General features: G+C 69.1%; 12 protein-coding genes. 3 read left to right on the forward strand and 9 right to left on the reverse strand.

The annotated features are described in order from the left end of the window. Nucleotides 1-94 precede the first annotated feature (94 nt). Nucleotides 95-2,017 (forward strand): Xaa-Pro dipeptidyl-peptidase, encoded by a 1,923-nt coding sequence (locus tag ACZ6SA_RS43655; RefSeq protein WP_347650155.1) that lies wholly within the window; start codon nucleotides 95-97, stop codon nucleotides 2,015-2,017. A gap of 574 nt (nucleotides 2,018-2,591) precedes the next feature. Here ACZ6SA_RS43655 and ACZ6SA_RS43660 read toward each other — a convergent pair. The 7 genes from ACZ6SA_RS43660 to ACZ6SA_RS43690 all read right to left on the reverse strand — a co-directional run bounded on the left by ACZ6SA_RS43660 (nucleotide 2,592) and on the right by ACZ6SA_RS43690 (nucleotide 10,615). Next, nucleotides 2,592-4,352: an FAD-dependent monooxygenase gene (locus ACZ6SA_RS43660; RefSeq protein WP_443156209.1), complete on the reverse strand. Its 1,761-nt coding sequence runs from the start codon at nucleotides 4,350-4,352 to the stop codon at nucleotides 2,592-2,594. Then, nucleotides 4,345-5,265: an amidohydrolase family protein gene (locus ACZ6SA_RS43665; RefSeq protein WP_347650152.1), complete on the reverse strand. Its 921-nt coding sequence runs from the start codon at nucleotides 5,263-5,265 to the stop codon at nucleotides 4,345-4,347. The genes ACZ6SA_RS43660 and ACZ6SA_RS43665 overlap by 8 nt, the downstream gene beginning before the upstream one ends. Next, a complete protein-coding gene (locus ACZ6SA_RS43670; RefSeq protein ID WP_347650151.1) occupies nucleotides 5,262-5,681 on the reverse strand; it encodes a TIGR03618 family F420-dependent PPOX class oxidoreductase in 420 nt (139 codons plus the stop codon). The genes ACZ6SA_RS43665 and ACZ6SA_RS43670 overlap by 4 nt, the downstream gene beginning before the upstream one ends. Further along, nucleotides 5,678-7,513, reverse strand: coding sequence for an acyl-CoA synthetase (locus ACZ6SA_RS43675; protein WP_465834998.1), 1,836 nt, complete (start codon nucleotides 7,511-7,513; stop codon nucleotides 5,678-5,680). Before ACZ6SA_RS43675 ends, ACZ6SA_RS43670 begins: the two co-directional genes overlap by 4 nt. Before the next feature lie 71 nt (nucleotides 7,514-7,584). Beyond that, nucleotides 7,585-8,421, reverse strand: a complete 837-nt coding sequence (locus ACZ6SA_RS43680) for a VOC family protein (protein ID WP_465835000.1) — start codon at nucleotides 8,419-8,421, stop codon at nucleotides 7,585-7,587. A gap of 1 nt (nucleotide 8,422) precedes the next feature. Further along, on the reverse strand, nucleotides 8,423-9,259 hold the full coding sequence (locus tag ACZ6SA_RS43685) for a fumarylacetoacetate hydrolase family protein (RefSeq protein ID WP_347650148.1): 837 nt from the start codon (nucleotides 9,257-9,259) through the stop codon (nucleotides 8,423-8,425). A gap of 108 nt (nucleotides 9,260-9,367) precedes the next feature. Next, complete coding sequence (locus ACZ6SA_RS43690) at nucleotides 9,368-10,615, reverse strand: PucR family transcriptional regulator (RefSeq protein ID WP_465835010.1); 1,248 nt, start codon at nucleotides 10,613-10,615, stop codon at nucleotides 9,368-9,370. Between the two features lie 382 nt (nucleotides 10,616-10,997). Between ACZ6SA_RS43690 and ACZ6SA_RS43695 the strand changes: the two genes are divergently transcribed. Then, entirely contained in the window at nucleotides 10,998-12,038 is a 1,041-nt protein-coding gene (locus ACZ6SA_RS43695; protein ID WP_465835002.1) for an IS3 family transposase, read from the forward strand. Nucleotides 12,039-12,146: 108 nt separating this feature from the next. Beyond that, nucleotides 12,147-13,091 carry an MBL fold metallo-hydrolase gene (locus tag ACZ6SA_RS43700; RefSeq protein WP_465835004.1) on the forward strand — a complete coding sequence of 315 codons (945 nt, stop codon included), beginning with the start codon at nucleotides 12,147-12,149 and terminating at the stop codon, nucleotides 13,089-13,091. A 644-nt stretch (nucleotides 13,092-13,735) separates the two neighbouring features. Here the strand turns inward: ACZ6SA_RS43700 and ACZ6SA_RS43705 are convergent. Both ACZ6SA_RS43705 and ACZ6SA_RS43710 read right to left on the reverse strand, forming a co-directional pair. Next, complete coding sequence (locus ACZ6SA_RS43705; RefSeq protein ID WP_347650146.1) at nucleotides 13,736-14,935, reverse strand: MFS transporter; 1,200 nt, start codon at nucleotides 14,933-14,935, stop codon at nucleotides 13,736-13,738. A 138-nt stretch (nucleotides 14,936-15,073) separates the two neighbouring features. Continuing rightward, nucleotides 15,074-15,856 carry an SDR family NAD(P)-dependent oxidoreductase gene (locus ACZ6SA_RS43710; RefSeq protein ID WP_347650145.1) on the reverse strand — a complete coding sequence of 261 codons (783 nt, stop codon included), beginning with the start codon at nucleotides 15,854-15,856 and terminating at the stop codon, nucleotides 15,074-15,076. Between the last annotated feature and the right edge of the window lie 789 nt (nucleotides 15,857-16,645).

The raw sequence follows: 16,645 nt of genomic DNA on the forward strand, positions 1-16,645 counted from the left end.
GACGTGATCAACAGCCGCGGTTGCCGATCTTGCCGCCTCGCGAACTACTTGCCTGACTCCCTGACTTACCACTCAACGGCCTCGGAGGTCATGTATGTCATCATTACGCACAGCTTTGATCGCCGCCGCGCTCACCCTCGCGATCCCGATCCCGGCCCAGGCGACAGCCGGTCCGGCGATCACCATCGAGAACGGCCGTACGCAGCCGGTCTTCTCCTATGCGGACGCCGTCCGCGAGCACGTGTACGTCGAGTCGCCGGTCGACAGCGATCTCGACGGCAACCTTGACAAGGTGCGGGTGGACATCATCCGGCCGAAGGAGTCCGGGCCGGGGCTCAAGGTGCCGGTGGTCATCGACGAGAGCCCGTACTACGACAACTCGGGTCGCGGGAACGAGTCGGAGCACAAGGCCTACGACGCCGCCGGAAATGTCACGAAATTTCCGCTCTTCTATGACAACTTCTATGTGCCTCGCGGCTACGCCGTCCTGAACGTCGACATGCTCGGCACCACCCGGTCGGAGGGTTGCCCGGACATCGGCGGCAAAGCTGACGTGCTGGGCGGCAAGGCGGTCATCGACTGGCTGAACGGTCGTGCCAGGGCGTTCAGGGCCGACGGCAGCGCGGTCGTGGCGGACTGGACGACGGGCAAAGCCGCCATGATCGGCAAATCGTACGACGGCACCCTGGCCAACGCGGTCGCGGCAACCGGGGTGGAGGGTCTGGAGACGATCGTGCCCATCTCGGCGATCAGCTCCTGGTACAAATACCAGCGATCCAATGGCGTCGTCTACAACTACGACTACGCCGCCGGGCTGGCCAACCACGTCGACACCGACCCCGAGGCCAAGTGCCAGCAGGTACGCGACAGGATGGACGCCGAGGACGCCGACGACACAGGCGATTACAACGACTTCTGGTCCGAGCGCGACTACATCGGCGGCCTGCTCGGAGACGTCTCCAAGGTCAGGGCCAGCGTCTTCGTCGCGCACACGGTCAACGACCTCAACGTCAAGCCCGACAACTTCTCGACCTGGTGGAAGGCTCTGGCCGACAGGAACGTGCCGCGCAAGATCTGGGTGGGCCAGACCGGACACGTGGACCCGTTCGACTTCGAGGGCCGCAGAGGGCTGTGGGTGGACACGCTGCACCGCTGGTTCGACCACTGGCTGCACGGCGTGCGCAACGGGATCACCGGCGAGCCCCGCGCCGACGTCGAGGTCAGCCCGAAGCAGTGGATCACCCAGTCCGACTGGCCGGCGCCGTCCGCGCTCAAGACGTCGCTCTACCCCGCCGCCGACGGCTCGCTCGGCTCCAAGCCCGCCGCGGCGAACAGTGCCGCGTCCTTCAAGGACGTCGCCATGAGCGAGACCGACATGGTGGCCGACGTGGGCACGGCGAACCCGGGGCGGGTGGCGTTCACCACCGGCGAGCTGTCGCAGGACCTGCGCCTGTCCGGCACTCCCACGGCCGACCTGCGGGTCAAGCTGGACAAGCCCACCTCCAACCTGACCGCACTGCTGGTGGACTTCGGCGAGGACTCCCGCGTCGACTGGCGTACCAACGAGGGCATCACCGATCTCGCAGAGGAGGACTGTCACGGGGAGAGCACCGCGGCCGACGACGCCTGCTACCGCAAGGTCGTCACGAACGTGGCCACCCGCCCGCTGGAGATCGTCGCCCGAGGCTGGATCGACGTGCAGAACCGCGACTCGCTCAGCCAGGCCACGCCGCTGCCGCCGGGCACCTACGGCACGGTCACGTGGCTGACGCTGCCGCAGGACTACACCTTCAAGAAGGGACACAGGATCGGCCTCGTGCTGGCCGGCACCGACTCCACCTACAGCGATGAGACCGGCACCGGCGCGAACGTCACCGTCGACCTGTCCAGGAGCAGCGTGAGCGTGCCTCTCATGCTGGGCACGCCGCTGGTGGACGTCCCGAAGGACACGACGAAGTTCCGCGGTCCCGGGAAGCTCGACCTGCCCAAGCCGGACACCACGTTCCGGTTCTTCTAGATCGTCAGCGGAAAGGGGCAACCCTGCACCTGCCGGATCCTGGCCGCCGCCCTTCGCATGCGTGCGGCCAGGCCGGCACCGCCCCCTGCTTCCTGGCCGACCGCTCCCTTTCTCGCAGCTCGCGGCCATCCCCTTAGGACACGATGCTCCCTCTTGGGCTACCCGAATGGTCAAGGCCGTGCCATTGCCCGGTAGTTGCTCTTCGGTCAACGGCACCCGTGAACCTGCGGCGGCATTTTGGGGCATTTCGAGGACGACGGAAAAGGGCGGAGCGTTACAAGAAAGTACATTGAGGCATGGCTTGACACAAACGCTGGTGACTGCTTTTGCAGCCGAGAGGGCCGGAATCCCGCTGATGGGAGTCCGGCCCTTGGTCGTTCTGAAGGTCATCCGAAGAACTGCTTGGCGACCGCGTCGACCGCCGCCCGTTCGATGTCGGGAAGCACGTGGCCGTACGTGTTCATGGTCAGCGCGATCTGGCTGTGGCCGAGTGTCTTCATGACGGTTCGAGGCGAGGCGCCGCAGGCCAGCAAGGAGGACGCGTTTCCACGTTACGAGGGGAAGCCCAGGCGGGTCATCGGACCCCTCCGAGGATCGACTGCAGGGCTTGGGACAGCTGGGCCGGCGCGTCGGCGGGTTGCTGAGCGCGCCAGGCGATGCATCGGTCGGGGCGGATGAGAACCGCGCCGGCCGGTCCGTGGCCGCGGTGGCGGGTCCAAGTGGAGCGGGGGTCGAGCAGGTCGCCGTCCAGGTGGCCGACGTGGACGACGTCGAGCGGCCAGGCGCCGGCGAGCTTGGTGGCGGCGTCACACCAGTCCTGGCCGTCCTCGCCCGCGATGAGCAGGAATCTGCCGGGCCGGACCAGGTCGTGCGTGGACAGCCGCCGTCCGTGGTCGTCCTCCAGCCAGGCGTGCGGCAGCGGGTGGCCGGGCCGGGCGCAGGACTGGTAGAGGCGGATGGGATCGGGGTTGGCGGGTTCGGGGGTGCCGTCGTCGACGACGGCGGCCGAGGTGGCCGAGGGGTAGGTGTAGCCGTACTCGATGTTGTGCTCGTTGAACTCCATGGACTGGCTGGCGATGGCGCGGTGGACGGCGCGGGCGTGCTCGGCGTCCTCGGGCAGGCCGCTCCACAGGCGGCGCAGTTGCCGCCAGTTCGTCTCCGGGTCGGCGCCGGGGGTGATGCCTGCGGCCTGGGTGGCGACGATGTGGTTGAGGGCGTTCTCGACCGAGCGTTGCACGTTGCGGGCGGTGACGGGCTTGCGTTCGGGCTCGTAGGTGTCCAGCAGTCGCTCGTGGGCGTGGCCGTGCAGGACGGCGGCGAGCTTCCAGGCGAGGTTGTGCGCGTCCTGGATGGCGGAGTTCAGGCCGAGGCCACCGGTGGGCGGGTGTCGGTGGGCGGCGTCGCCGAGCAGGAAGACTCGCCCGTCGCGGAAGCGGTCGGCGACCACGCCCTCGATCGACCAGCGGGTGATCAGGTGCACGGTGAGCGGGTGGTCGGGCAGGCCGAGGGCGGTGCGCAGGTCGGTGATCACCTGGTTGTCGTCGAGGCCGCGCGGGTCGTCGGTGGCGTAGTTGAGGTGGACGACCCATTCTTCGCTGTCGGGGCCCCAATGGTCGGGGCCCATGGGCACCATGGTGGCGCCGCCGCCGGTGTGCGGGAGGGTCAGCCAGCGGATGAGTACCTCGGGGTCGCGGGCGTAGGCGGACAGGTCGGCGCTCAGGTGGACGGTGGCGATGCGGGCCAGGTCGCGGGCGCCCTCCATGACGATGCCCAGATGGCGGCCGATGGTCCGGCCGCCGTCGCAGGCCAGCAGGTAGCGGGCGCGCACCTCATACGTCTGGCCGCTGTCTCGGTCGAGGATGGTGGCGGTGACGCCATCGGCGTCGGTGGTGAAGGTGACCAGTTCGTGGCCGAAGCGGATGCGACCGGGCGCGAGTTCCTCGGCTCGGGCCTTGAGGATGGGCTCCAGCCGGATCTGGGGCAGGTTGGTCTGGCGCTGCGGGCTGGCGGCGGCCCAGTCGTCCGACAGGCCGCCGCAGCCCCACGACTCGACCAGGCCGAAGCGGCGGCCGTAGTCCTCCGTAGGGCCTGCGAGGCCGGCGTACCAGCCGGAGTAGCGCATCTGCTCGGGCGGGGTGCCGCGCTGGTAGATGGTCTCGGCGAGGCCGAGGTCGGCGAGGATCTCCATGGTGCGTTGGTTGAGCACGTGCGCCTTGGGCAGCACGGAGGTGGTCGGCAGCGCGCTGATGAGCAGGTGGTCGACGCCGAGCTGGGACAGCAGCATGGAGGCGGTCAGGCCGGCACCGCCGCCGCCCACGATGAGCACGTCATGCACGGGGCGCCTCCTTCAGGCGTGGGAACAGCCTGCGGGCGTTGCCGTGGTTGATCGCCTCGTCGGTGGCCCAGGTGTTGAAGTAGGCGACGGCGAGTTCGGGGGCGAAGGGCCAGTCGCTGCCGTACAGGACGTGGCCGGGCTTGGCGAAGGCCAGCAGGGAGGGCAGCGCGGCAGGGCTGGCCGACAGGGCGGTGTCGAAGTAGAAGCCGGACAGGTCCTCAAGGACCTGATTGGGGTCGCGGCCGGTGTCGTTGAAGACGGTAAGCGCCAGGCGGTGGGCGGCGTAGGGGACGAACCCGCCGGCGTGGGAGAGGATGAACCGGATGCGCGGGAAGCGCCGCGGCACGTCGTGCTTGACCAAGCTGAACGCCGCGCGGGTGGTGTCGAGCAGGAAGTCGGCGGCGAACGGCGGGATGCCTTCTACCGGCGGGCCGGGCAGTTGGGCAGGGTGGACGAAGACGATGGCGGCGCGCTCGTCGAGGGCGGCCATGAGCGGGTCGAAGGCCGGATCGCCCAGGTAGGCGCCATCGCTGTTGGCCAGGAGCATCACCCCGTCGGCGGCCAGCTCATCGAAGGCGTGGGCGGCCTCGATGATGGCGGCCCTCACGCCCGGCAGGGTGAGCGTGGCGAAGAACCCGAACCTGCCGGGATGCTCCTTCACCACCCCGGCGACGAACTCGTTGGATTCCCGGGCCACGTAGGCGGCGTCGGCGCCGTCATCGAGGTAGGCCCCCGGCGTGGTCAGCGACAGGATGCCGGTGGCGATGCCCAGGCGGTCCATGAACTCGAGCGCCTCGTGCGGGCTCCACGACGGCAATGGCCGACCGCCCGGCGCGTCGACGCCGTGCGAGCGCAGCCAGCGCGCGTACCGCTCATGAACCATGTGCTGATGGACGTCGATACGACCGCTCACGTTGTTTCTCCCTGATCCAAGTAACTGGTGCCGTACACACGCTCGACGATGATCTCCAGGATCACCCGGTTCATGGTGGCCAGGTCCGCGTCGCTCACCGGCTCCACCGGCCGGTCGCCGATCCGGGACCAGACGAGAGCGGTGTCGCCACCAACGTCCTCGGTGCGGACGCGTGCGCCGCCCTCCAAGGTCGCCGACGGATAGGGGGCCGCGCCGCCCATCACGCACAGCGAGGCGCGGCCGGTGCGGGCCACATCCCTGGCCTTGGCCCGACCCGGTTCAGTGGAGATGAGCAGGCGGTCACCGTCCAGGGCGAAGTAGACCACTGATTGGCGAGCGGTGCCGTCGGGCCGGGTGGTGGCCAGGACGCCGGTGAGTTGCCGGTCGAGGAGATCGCGGACCGGCTGGTCGATCATGAGGACACCATCCGATGGGCGATGTTGTGGCGATCGAGGGTGGCGGCCAACTCCGGGTCCGCGCCGATCAGCACGGTCGGCCGGCCATCCTCCAGCACCACCTCGGCCTGGGCGCCGGGAGCGATCCCGGCCAGGAGGCGGCGGATGGAGTCGGCGACCAGCTCGGGCTTGAACAGCTTGCCGACCGAGGTCGTCGGCAGCGATTCGACGACGTGGACGGCCTTGGGCGCGGCGGCGGGCTCAGAAGCGTGCTCTCGCGCCCAGGTCAGCAAATCGGCCTCGGTGACGACGCCGGTGACGGTGACGTAGGCGACCGGCACCTCACCGGAATGCGCGTCGGGGCGGCCGACCACGGCCGCGCCCGAGACATGCGGGTGCGCCAGCAGGGATTCCTCGATGGGCCGCGGGTCGAGGTTGTGGCCGCCACGGATGATGAGGTCCTTGGCGCGTCCGGTCAGGTAGACGTAGCCTTCTTCGTCCACGTGGCCGAGGTCGCCGGTGAGCAGCCAGCCGTCGAAGATCTTGTCAGTGGGGTCGGGACCGCCGGGGCCGAGGTAGCCGGGGAAAACGGCCGGGCCGCTGATGGCCAGCACCCCGCCCTGGCCGGGTGGGCGGTCACCGGTGGGATGGTCGGCGGCGTCCACGGTGACGGCCTTGATCCGCTGGTACGGCAGCCGCAGCCCGACCGACCCGGCCCGGGGCGCGAAGGCCGGGGTGGCGGCGCTGGCGCAGGTAGCCTCGGTCAGCCCATACCCCTCCAGCATGGGCACCTTGACCTCCTGTTCGAATCCGGCGCGGACCCGGGCGGGCAGCGGCGCGGCGCCGACCGCGCCGGCGCGCAGGCTGGAGATGTCCACCCCGTCGGGCAGCGGTGGCAGGCTCGCGTACACAGTCGGGACGGCCGAGAACGCGGTGACCCGGTAGCGCTCGATGATCCGCCAGAAATCCGCCATGAGCTGTTTGTCGCGGTAGCCGAGCGGGCCGAGGCTGACCACGGCGGCGCCGTGCATGAACGGCGCCAGCCCGGTGACGTGCACCGCGTTGACGTGGAACAGCGGCAGCCCCGCCAGCGCCACCCCGTCGCCGCCCGCGTAGGCTCCCGAGCAGCCGAGCGCCCAGGCCATGTAGACCTCCATGGCGTGCGTGTGCGGGGCGACCTTGGGCGTGCCGGTGGTGCCGCCGGTGTGGAAGTACGCGGCGAGATCCTGGGGCTGAGGCCGGTGCGAGGTGATCAGGCGGTCGCCGGGCTGGTCGGCGGCCAGTCGCTCGAAGTCGCCGCCCCGCACCTTCGCCGGAGCGTGGGCGGCGTCGATGGAGGCGTTACCGCCCACGATCAGCAGCGCCCGCAGTCCCGGCAGCCCTTCGGCCACGCGTAGCGCCTTCTCCCACAGTCCTGGCAGCATCGCCGAGCCGGCGACCACCAGGATCTCGGCACGGGTAAGGGTGAAGATGTCGATGATGCGGTGATCGGCGAGCATCGGGTTGACCGGGTTGGCCACTCCGATGGCCTGGGCGCCCAGCAGCGCGGCGTAGGTGTGGCCGCTGTTGGGCAGCAGCAGACCCACCGTCCCGCCGGGCGTCAGTCCCAGGGACGCGTAGAGATTCGCGGCCTGGTGCACGCGTCGCAGCAACTCACCGTAGTTCCACGTCATCTCCGCGCCCTCGCCCAGCAGGTGCAGGGCAGGGGCGTCAGGGTTGGCGGCGGCGGTACGGGCCAGGAGGTGGTAGGTGGAGGCGGGCAGTTTCCGCTCAGTCAGCGGCACCGCCTCCACCAGCGGCAAATCTTCGGGGACCAGCACCAGCGGCCGGTCGCCGTCGGTGTGGTGGCTCATGCGCTGTGCGCTCCCGCCATCAGTGCGGCCAGGTCCTCGGGCTCGATGAACGACGGCGGCACCGGCGGCCCTCAGCTGTAGAGGATGCGCATGTCGGAGAACACTTCGGGCTTCCAGATCGCCTCGTCCACCACGCAGTCCAGGTCGCTGTAGTACTCCGAGAAGTTGCCCGCCGGGTCCTTGAGGTACCAGAAGAAGTTCGAGCCGATGTGGTGCCGCCCGAGCCCCCACACGTGCCGTTCGGGATGGCCTTCCAGCATGTGGTGGGCGCCGCGGCCGATCTCGTCGACGTCCTCGACCTCCCAGGAGGTGTGGTGCAGGTACGGCACGGGCGCCGGCTGGACGAGCACGTTGTGGTGGTCGGTCGAGCAGCGCAGGAACGCGGCGATGCCGGGCACCTCGTCGCTGACCTTGAACCCGATGCCCTCGGTGAAGAAGCGCTGGCTGGCCTCCTGGTCGGTGGAGCCGAGCACCACGTGGCCGAGCTTGCGGGGGCGTACCGGCTGCTCGCGCAGCACGCCCGGGGCGCGGGCGTCGATCCGGTCTGCGCGACCGGGCCCGTTGTAGACCGGGGCGGGCTCGGCCGGACGGGTGATCCGGTCGGCGATCGACACTCGGACGCGGACGTTCGTGCCCGGGTCGCTCACCCGGCCGTCGGCGTCCAGCGCCAGGTCCAGCCGGGCCAGGCTCGCCTTCGTCCGGGCGAGGTCGTCGGGGTCGTCCACGCCGACGCCCAGCTCGACCAGGCGGCGGGTGGGCGCGTGGACTAGCTGCAGCTGCTCGCCGCCGTCGGCGGTGGCGAAGGTGTGCTCGCCGATCCGTGCGAGACCGAAGTCGGCGTAGTAGGCGGCGGTCTCGGCGATGTTCGGGACGCCGATGGTGATGCGGGTCAGGCGGTGCAGCGCCATGTCAGGCTCCCGTGAAGGTGGTGCGGAGTGTGCCGATGCCCTCGATCGTGGAGTGCAGGTGCTCACCCGGCGCCAGGAAGCGGGCCGGAGTGCGGGTGCCGCCGATGCCGCCCGGGGTGCCGGTGAAGATCACATCGCCGGGCAGTAGCGGGGTCACGGCCGAGAGCTTCTCGATCAGCTCGGGCGCACCGAAGATCATCTGACTGGTGCGGGCGTGCTGCATGCGCTCACCGTCCAGGTAGCAGGAGATCTCCAGGTCGTCGGGGTTCGCGAACTCGTCCGGAGTGACCAGCCACGGTCCCATCGGGCCGAAGCCCGGAAACGATTTGCCCAGGGAGAACTGCTGCGCCTGTGGCAGCGACAGTTGCGTGATCCGCTCGGACAGGTCCTGCCCCACTGTCAGCCCGGCCACGTGGCCCCAGGCGTCGGCTGCGGCCACCCTGTGGGCACGCCGGCCGATCACCACGACCAGCTCGACCTCCCAGTCGGTCAGCCCGCCCTGCGGCAGCGCGACCATGGCGTCCTGGCCCGTCAGGCAGGAGACGAACTTGGTGAAGACCGGCGGCCTCGCCCCTGGCTCGATGTCCGACTCCTCGGCGTGGTCGCGGTAGTTCACGCCGATTGCGAACACCTGGCGCGGGGCGGGGGCAGGCGCCTCCAGGTCCGCCTCGTCGAACGGGACGGGCGTGGCATCGGTATTCCAGGAACGCAGCTCGTCCCAGCGCTCGAACAGGGCCTGCAGGTCGGAGGGGAAGCGGCCACCGCCGGCCTTCTCGATATCGATCGCGCCGTCGCCGGTCAGGAGCACAGCTCGGCCGGCGAGGTTGGCAACACGCATGGGCTTTCCTTCGTCAGCGGGTTGTTACGCCGATTCAACGAAGGCTCTGCCGCCTGCCGCTTGTGCCGGAAGCCCAGATTTTCGCCGACATGTGGGCTCTGGGCGGGCTCAGTCGGCCCGGCGCGAAGTGCGGACGATCTCCAGCGCCAGCCGCAGCTCCAGCAGGTCGTCCGGCAGCGGGTGGCCGAGGAGCTCTTCGGCCCGCTTGATCCGATAGCCCACAGTGTTGCGTGAGACGTGCAGCACCTCACCGGCGCGTCGCGGGCTACGGCCGGCGGCCAGGTAGACGCGCAACGTCTCGCGCAGCTCCGCCCGCCGCGCATCACCGCCGGCCAGCCCTCCCAACATCTCCTCGGCGAACCAGCGCGCCCGCTCCTCGCTCGAAGCCAGCAACGACCGCACCCGGATATCGGCATGACGGCACAACCTGGTCTCTCCCAGAAACCCCTGAGCCTCTCTGGCGCCCACATGGCTGCGCCGGAACCCGGCCACCCCGTACGCGACAGGGCCGACGGCCAGCCGCAGCCCCACCGGCACCTCAACGCCTGCTTCGGGAGCAGAACCCGAGAGCCGTCCCGTCCACGCCCACACATCCGACGGCCCTGCCTGCACCGTCAGTACGCCCTGCCCGTCCATCGCCCGCGCCACCTCCCCCGCGAAGCGCCGCAACATCTCGGCCGGAGTATCGAGTTCGTCAGCGACGACCACGAACGCCACGTGGTGGCGGGCCAGTTCGTAGCCCAGCGTGCGCTGGGCTGTCTTCTGGTCGATACGCCGTCCCGCCACGATGTCGTCCACGATCCGGTACCGCGCCGCCTCGGTGCTGGCCTGCCAGCGGTTCCGCTCGGCGATGTACTCCTCGGCCATCCGGCTGGCATGCACATCGGCGTAGGAGAACAACAACTCGCTGACCCGATGGCTCTCCGTCACCCGCACCGGCTCCGGCTCGGCGTCGATGGCGTCCATCAGCCGCTGGTGCAGGCACGCGTGCCCGATCCGCACCCCGCGCAACACCAGGTCCAGTGGCACCCCCCGATGTACCAGGTCCGCGTTGCCTTCCACCGCCTCCACAGGCACCAGCTCCGGCGAGGGACGGGCGTCCAGTAAGAGCCCGGACAGCGCTGCCAGCACACTCGACTCCACCGAGCGCCGCAACGTCTCGAACGGCGTCCGGCCGCCACCGTAGGCCGGTACCTGCTCGATGACCTGCTGCGTCATCCACACCGCCGTCTCCACCGCCCATCCCGTCGGCCCGTCTCCCAGCGTCTGGCGGGCGAGGGCCAGGGTGGCGCTGGAGGCCGCAGCCGCATGCCCGCCCCCCTGAGCGCGTAGGCCCGGCAACCACTGGCACGGCATGTCGCTCACGTGGCCAGTCCTAGCACATGTTGAGCCCGGCGCTGAGGCCGTCGAATCGCCTTGTAGCAGGTGACCCAGCCGAACGTGGCAAGGCGGGCGATGCGGGCGTCGGGTCAGTCGCGTCATCCCGGCAAACGACCTCATTGGTCGGTGACGCTTCGGCATGGCGATGGGTGGCTACGGCTCTCTCGCTCAGTGCGGAGCTGCCGTGGCCAGCCTCATCCTCCCGATCGCCTGGACCTGGTCGACCCGACGGGCGACCCGATGAACCATGATCCCAAGTCATCCTCCGACGCTGCTTTGCCGCGGCGACGGGCCCTTCCCCCGAAGTGTGGACACCTTGAGTGCCGGATGATGGACGTCCGGAGGCAAGGAGTTCCACGTGGCGATGAAGTCGTATCCGCCGGAGTTCAAGGCGGACGCTGTCGCGTTGTACCTGTCTGACCCGAGCCGGACGTACGCGTCGGCCGGCCGGGACTTGGGCGTGCACCCCGAGACGCTGCGCCTGTGGGTGCGTGAGGCCCGCGCGAACGGCACCGCCGGAGCCGAGAAGAAGGGGTCGGTCGAGGAGCCGGCCAGCGGGCCGCTCTCGTCCGACGACGTGCTGGAAGCCGAGAACAAGCAGCTCAAAGCCCGCATCCGGGAGCTGGAGCTGGAGCGCGACATTCTTCGCAAAGCTGCCAAATATGCGGAGATCCGGCAGATACATGAGGAGTTCGACGGCACCTACGGCAGCCCGCGCGTCACCGCCGAACTGTGCGCCCAGGGCAGGAAGGTCAATCACAAGCGTGTCGAACGGGTCATGCGCGTCTTCGACATCATCGGGCTGCACCTGCGTAAGAAGGTACGCACCACGCTGCCCGAGCCTGCCGACCAGAAGGCGCCCGACTTGATCGGCCGGGACTTCACTGCCCCAGCGCTTAACCAGTGCTACGTTGGCGACATCACCTATCTGCCCGTCGGCGATGGCGAGTTCCTGTATCTGGCGACCGTACTGGACCTGCACTCACGCCGCCTGGCGGGCTGGTCGATCGCCGACCACATGCGCACTGAACTGGTCGCCGACGCGTTGCGGGCTGCCGTTGCCACGAGGGGCGGCCTGGAGGGCGCGATCTTCCATTCCGATCATGGAAGTCAGTACACCTCCAAGGAGTTCGCGCAGCTGTGCGCCGAGCTGGGTGTCCGTCGGTCGATGGGTGCTGTGGGCACGAGCGCCGACAACAGCGCCGCGGAAGCGTTCAACGCCACGCTCAAACGTGAGACGCTCCAAGGCTCCCGACGCTGGTCCTCTGCGCGGCAAGCACGCCTGGCGGTCTTCAAGTGGATCACCCGCTACAACACGAGAAGGAGGCATTCCGCCCTCGGGCACCTGAGCCCGATCGACTACGAGCAGCAACCCGATAGTCTGCTCAAAGCAGCATGAACCCCGTGTCCATACTCCGGGGGGAACGCCCGACAGGCACCCAGACGATCCACGGCGGCGAAGATTGGGTGATCGCTGTCGTGGTACCGTCGCCGTGGAAGCCCGCAAGTGCTCGCCCCGGACGAGATGTGCGCCGTACCCGGCCTGCTAGACGACACACTCGAAGGAGACGTCATGGATGCGGGCATACCCCTGATCGATTTCACTGGAGTGACTCCACAGCCTTGTGCGCTGGATGTCCGGTGGATTCACGGTTCACCGTCGGCCAAGCACAACACCGATCCGGACATCCAGGTCCACGCGTACGACGAGCACACGTTCATCTTGCGGCAGAACATGGCGATCAACTACGAGGCGCCGTTCTTGTTCCTGCTGTTCGGAAACGCACGGGCGGTGTTGATCGACACCGGCGCCACGGTATCCGACGAGTTCTTCCCCTTGCGCCGGGTGGTCGATGAGCTCGTCGCCGGCTGGCTCGCCCACCATCCCCGGGAGGGGTACCACCTGCTGGTGCTGCACACCCACCCGCATGGTGACCACATCGCGGGCGACGATCAGTTCACCGACCGCCCCGATACCACGGTGGTCGGCGCGGATCTGGCCACCGCCTGGGAGTACTTCGGGTTCAGCAAGGATTCCGACGCCGTGACACAGGTCGACCTGGGAGGCCGCGTGCTGGAGTGCCTGGCCACCCCGGGCCACCACGAGGCGGCGGTTACGTTCTACGACCGGTGGACCGGGTTCCTGCTCACCGGCGACACGGTCTACCCGGGCCGCCTCTACATCCAGGACTGGTCAGCCTTCGCCCGGACCATCGACCGCCTGATCGACTTCTCCGACCGCCGACCGGTCACCCATGTGCTGGGCTGCCACATCGAGATGACCAGACAGCCAGGCGTGGACTACCCGATCCGCACCACCTACCAGCCCGACGAGCCCCCACTGCAGATGACCACCAGGCACCTGCACGAGATCCGTACGGCGATCAAAGAGATCGGCGACCGGCCCAGCCGGCGTGCCTACCCCCTCTTCATCCTCTGGCCAAACCTATGAGCCGCACGTACACGTCGAGCCTCCTGCCCGATGCGACGTCGTCCCCCGGCCGCGATGCCTGTGGGCCAGCCGGTGACGCTGCCGCACCGGACCTCCGTCGTGTTCAGCTCGGCCTTCGTCGACATCCGCGATCCGCATAACGGGCTTGGCAACCCCTTCTCCGTCGTCATGGGCGCCGACGTCGGGACCTGGGACAGCGCCAGGCGCCGGCCCGCCGCACCGGTACCCCCGAAACCGTGTTCATCGACGCCGTCCGCGAATCGCGCGGGCCAGACGCCACCAAGTAGTCATGCAACCCGCTGACTGCACCGATCAGCTTGCCGTGCTGGAGAGCGCCGCGTAACCCTCGAAGAACTTACGAACCCGACCAGTTAGCCATGAGACGCCACGCGACCCAGAGCTATGACAGCGTGGGAGCCTGAATACCGCAAAATGGTGCTGCGCGGTAGGCGACTCCGCTCGACCGGGACGCCGTGGCCCGGCCCGGATCGCGCCGACGCTCGTCACCACCAGCGGAACCGTGAAGGCCGGCAGTGGTGCCGGGGCTCTACATGATGATGCCGGCGCTGCTGTCCACGCTTGCCGTGCTGCGCTAGCGAGTCCACCGGCCGCCCGCTGCCGGGCTGAGGAGGCCGCGCGGCGGGTCAGGACGCTCGTGCCCCGCTGCGCATGCTCGCTCGCAGCAGCGCGGCGCAGCCGACCGCGACGACCATGGCGGCCGCGGCGAGGTAGAAGATCGTGCTGGCCGAGGTCCCCAGCGCCAGCAGGGCGCCGGTCAGGCCCGGTCCCGCGACCGAACCGGCCCGGCCCATGGCCGAGGACCACCCGATCCCGGTCGTCCGCTGCTCGCGCGGGTACAGCGCGACGGCCATCGCCAGCTGGCCGTTCTGGCTGGCGCTGACCGCGGCACCGACCCCGCACAGCGCGATCAGCAACCCCAGGCCGCCGAGACCCAGGCTGACCGACGCCGGTATCAGCATCGCGGTGAGCACCGGCATCGCGATCAGCATCCGGCCTATACCGGCCCAGGCCACGAGCGGGATCATGGCCACCCCGCCGACGATCGCCCCGAGGTAGATGAACGCCAGCCCCAGCGGCGCCTCGGCCGCCGAGACCCCAAGATCCGTGAGCAGGACGGGCGCCCACGCCGACAGCGCGGTGGACACCGTGAACACGAGGAATGCGTACAGCCAGAGCAGGAGCGTGTTGATCCGCACGCCGCGGGCGAACAGCTGCCCGACGCGCTCGCCGCGCGGGGCGCCGCCGGCGACCTGTCGGGCGGCCGGTTCCGGCGGCAGGAACATCGCCATGGGGAGCACCAGCACCGCAGAGACCGCTCCGGCCAGCCAGAACAGCCCGGTCACGCCGACCGAGGCGATCAGCGGCAGGTAGACGAAGCCCGCCGCGGTGGCACCCGACGCGACCCCGAGCGCCATCAGCAGGGACACGACGTCACGTCGCCGGCTCGAGCTGAAGTCCGTCGCGACCGCCACCGCGGACGGGAGCGCCCCGCCGAACCCCAGCCCGGTCACCAGGCGAACGACCCCCAGCGCCTCGATCGAGTGCGCGGGGAGGACGACCGCGATGATCATCGTGCCGAGGGAGAACAGGCCGACGCTGCCGATCAGCAACCGGCGACGGCCGAACCGCTGCGCCAGCCATCCGGACCCCAGGTAGCCGGCGAACACGCCGACGCTCGTCGCCACCAGTGGAACCGTGAAGGCCGCCGGCGCCAGCCCCCAGCTCTCGGCGAGGGCGGGGACCGCCAGCGACAGCGCCGTCGCGTCGAACCCGTCCATGACGATCGGGAGGAAGCACAGCACCACCACGAGCCAGTTCGTCACTCGAACGCCGCTACTGTCGGGCGCGTCCAGACGCACATTCACGATCTCGGCCTTACCCGCATCACCTTGAGAGCAGCGCTCCTGTCGTACACGGTCGATCTCCTGTCTGCTGGGGCACGTGGAAGAGGCGATTGCCGGTCAGACTGCTTTCACCGCGCCCCCGTCGACGAGGTAGTTGTTTCCGGTAGCACTGATGGCCAATGGCGATGCCAGGTACGTCACCATGGATGCCACATGGTCGGGCTCGATGAGTTCCCCGGAGCTGATGCCTGCCGCCGTCGCGGCGTTCTTGAGCAGTTCTTCGTGACTTATGCCCTGGGCGGCGGCGAGGGTTGCGCCGAAGCCGCCGGGTTCGGTCCAGAGCTCGGTTCGGGTGCCGGCCGGGGAGACGGTGACGGCCCGGACGCCGCGGTCGGCGTACTCCTGGGCGAGGGCCTTGCCGAACGCGTTGAGTGCCGCCTTGGCGGCGTTGTAGGGGACCGGGCCGAGGTGTGGCAGGCGTGCGCCGGCCGAGGAGATGTTGATGATCACTCCTCGGCGTCGCAGCAGGCTCGGCAAGGCGGCACGGCACGCGCGGACGGCAGCAAAGAAGTTGAGGTCGAACGTCCGCTGCCAGATGGCGTCGTCGTAGTCGTTGAAGCCGCGCAGGTCGGCCGGATCGCCGCCGCCGACGTTGTTGACCAGGATGTCGATGTCGCCGTGCCGGTCGAGGACGGACTGGACGAGCTCCCCGGGTCCGGTCGGGGTCGACAGGTCGACGGCGATGGCGTCGGCGCTGTTGCGGGTCAATTCGTCCGTGATCGTTCGGGCGGCCCCGATCACCGTGACGCCTTCTGCGGCCAACGCGCGGGCGATCGCGAGGCCGATCCCCCGGCTGGCGCCGGTGACGACGGCGATCTTGTTAGTCAGGTGCAGATCCATTGCTTTGCCTCCATATGAGTTCCAGTGGATGTACGTCGAAGTGCATGCGCGGAATCGAGACCGCTCAGGTGGCGATGCGGGCGCGGGCGCGGGCCATCGCGCTTGTGCGTAGCGCCCTGGGCCCGGCCCGGATCGAACGACCATGGCCGGGCCGGGGCTCATGATCTCCGATCAGTCCTGAATCAGCGCGGCGAACATGCCGGGCTGATAGGAACCCCCTGGGTTGCGCACAATGACATAGCTCGGCCTCCGCGAACACGGTCGACTCGCGACGCGCAGTTCGACTTGTTCCCGCAGAGGCTTCGGCAGTGTCGACCGGTCCAGGGCTAACCAAGCGTTGTAGAACCGCTTGACAAACTTCGCGGCAGTCGTGCTGTCCAACAGGTTGAATCGGGATCCCATGAATCGTCCTCACTCGTGGTGTTGAACACGGATGAAAACGGGACGATGGCGACCCGATCGTTTGTGACAACGTGGTCGCATGATGTGTGCCATGTCACAGATTGGGCGAGCCCGATGTGAGACCACACCGATCAGCCGCCTGGGCGGCCCGGCAGTGTCGCGGCCCTTTGGAGCGGGCTCGGCAGGACCAGGTGCTGACCGAGCGGATCCACCGGCACCACCAGGCATCTGAGGCGATCTACGGGGCGCCTCGCATCCACGCCGACCTGCGCTAGGTCGATGGGGTGCGGGTGACGGCGCGGAACACGCCGCGGCCCGCCGCCCGGTCGTCGGCGAGTTCACCGTGAAGCGGCTGGCCGCGCTGCGCCCGCGCATCCAGGACATCGT

The organism is Nonomuraea sp. NPDC049378 (assembly GCF_055586745.1).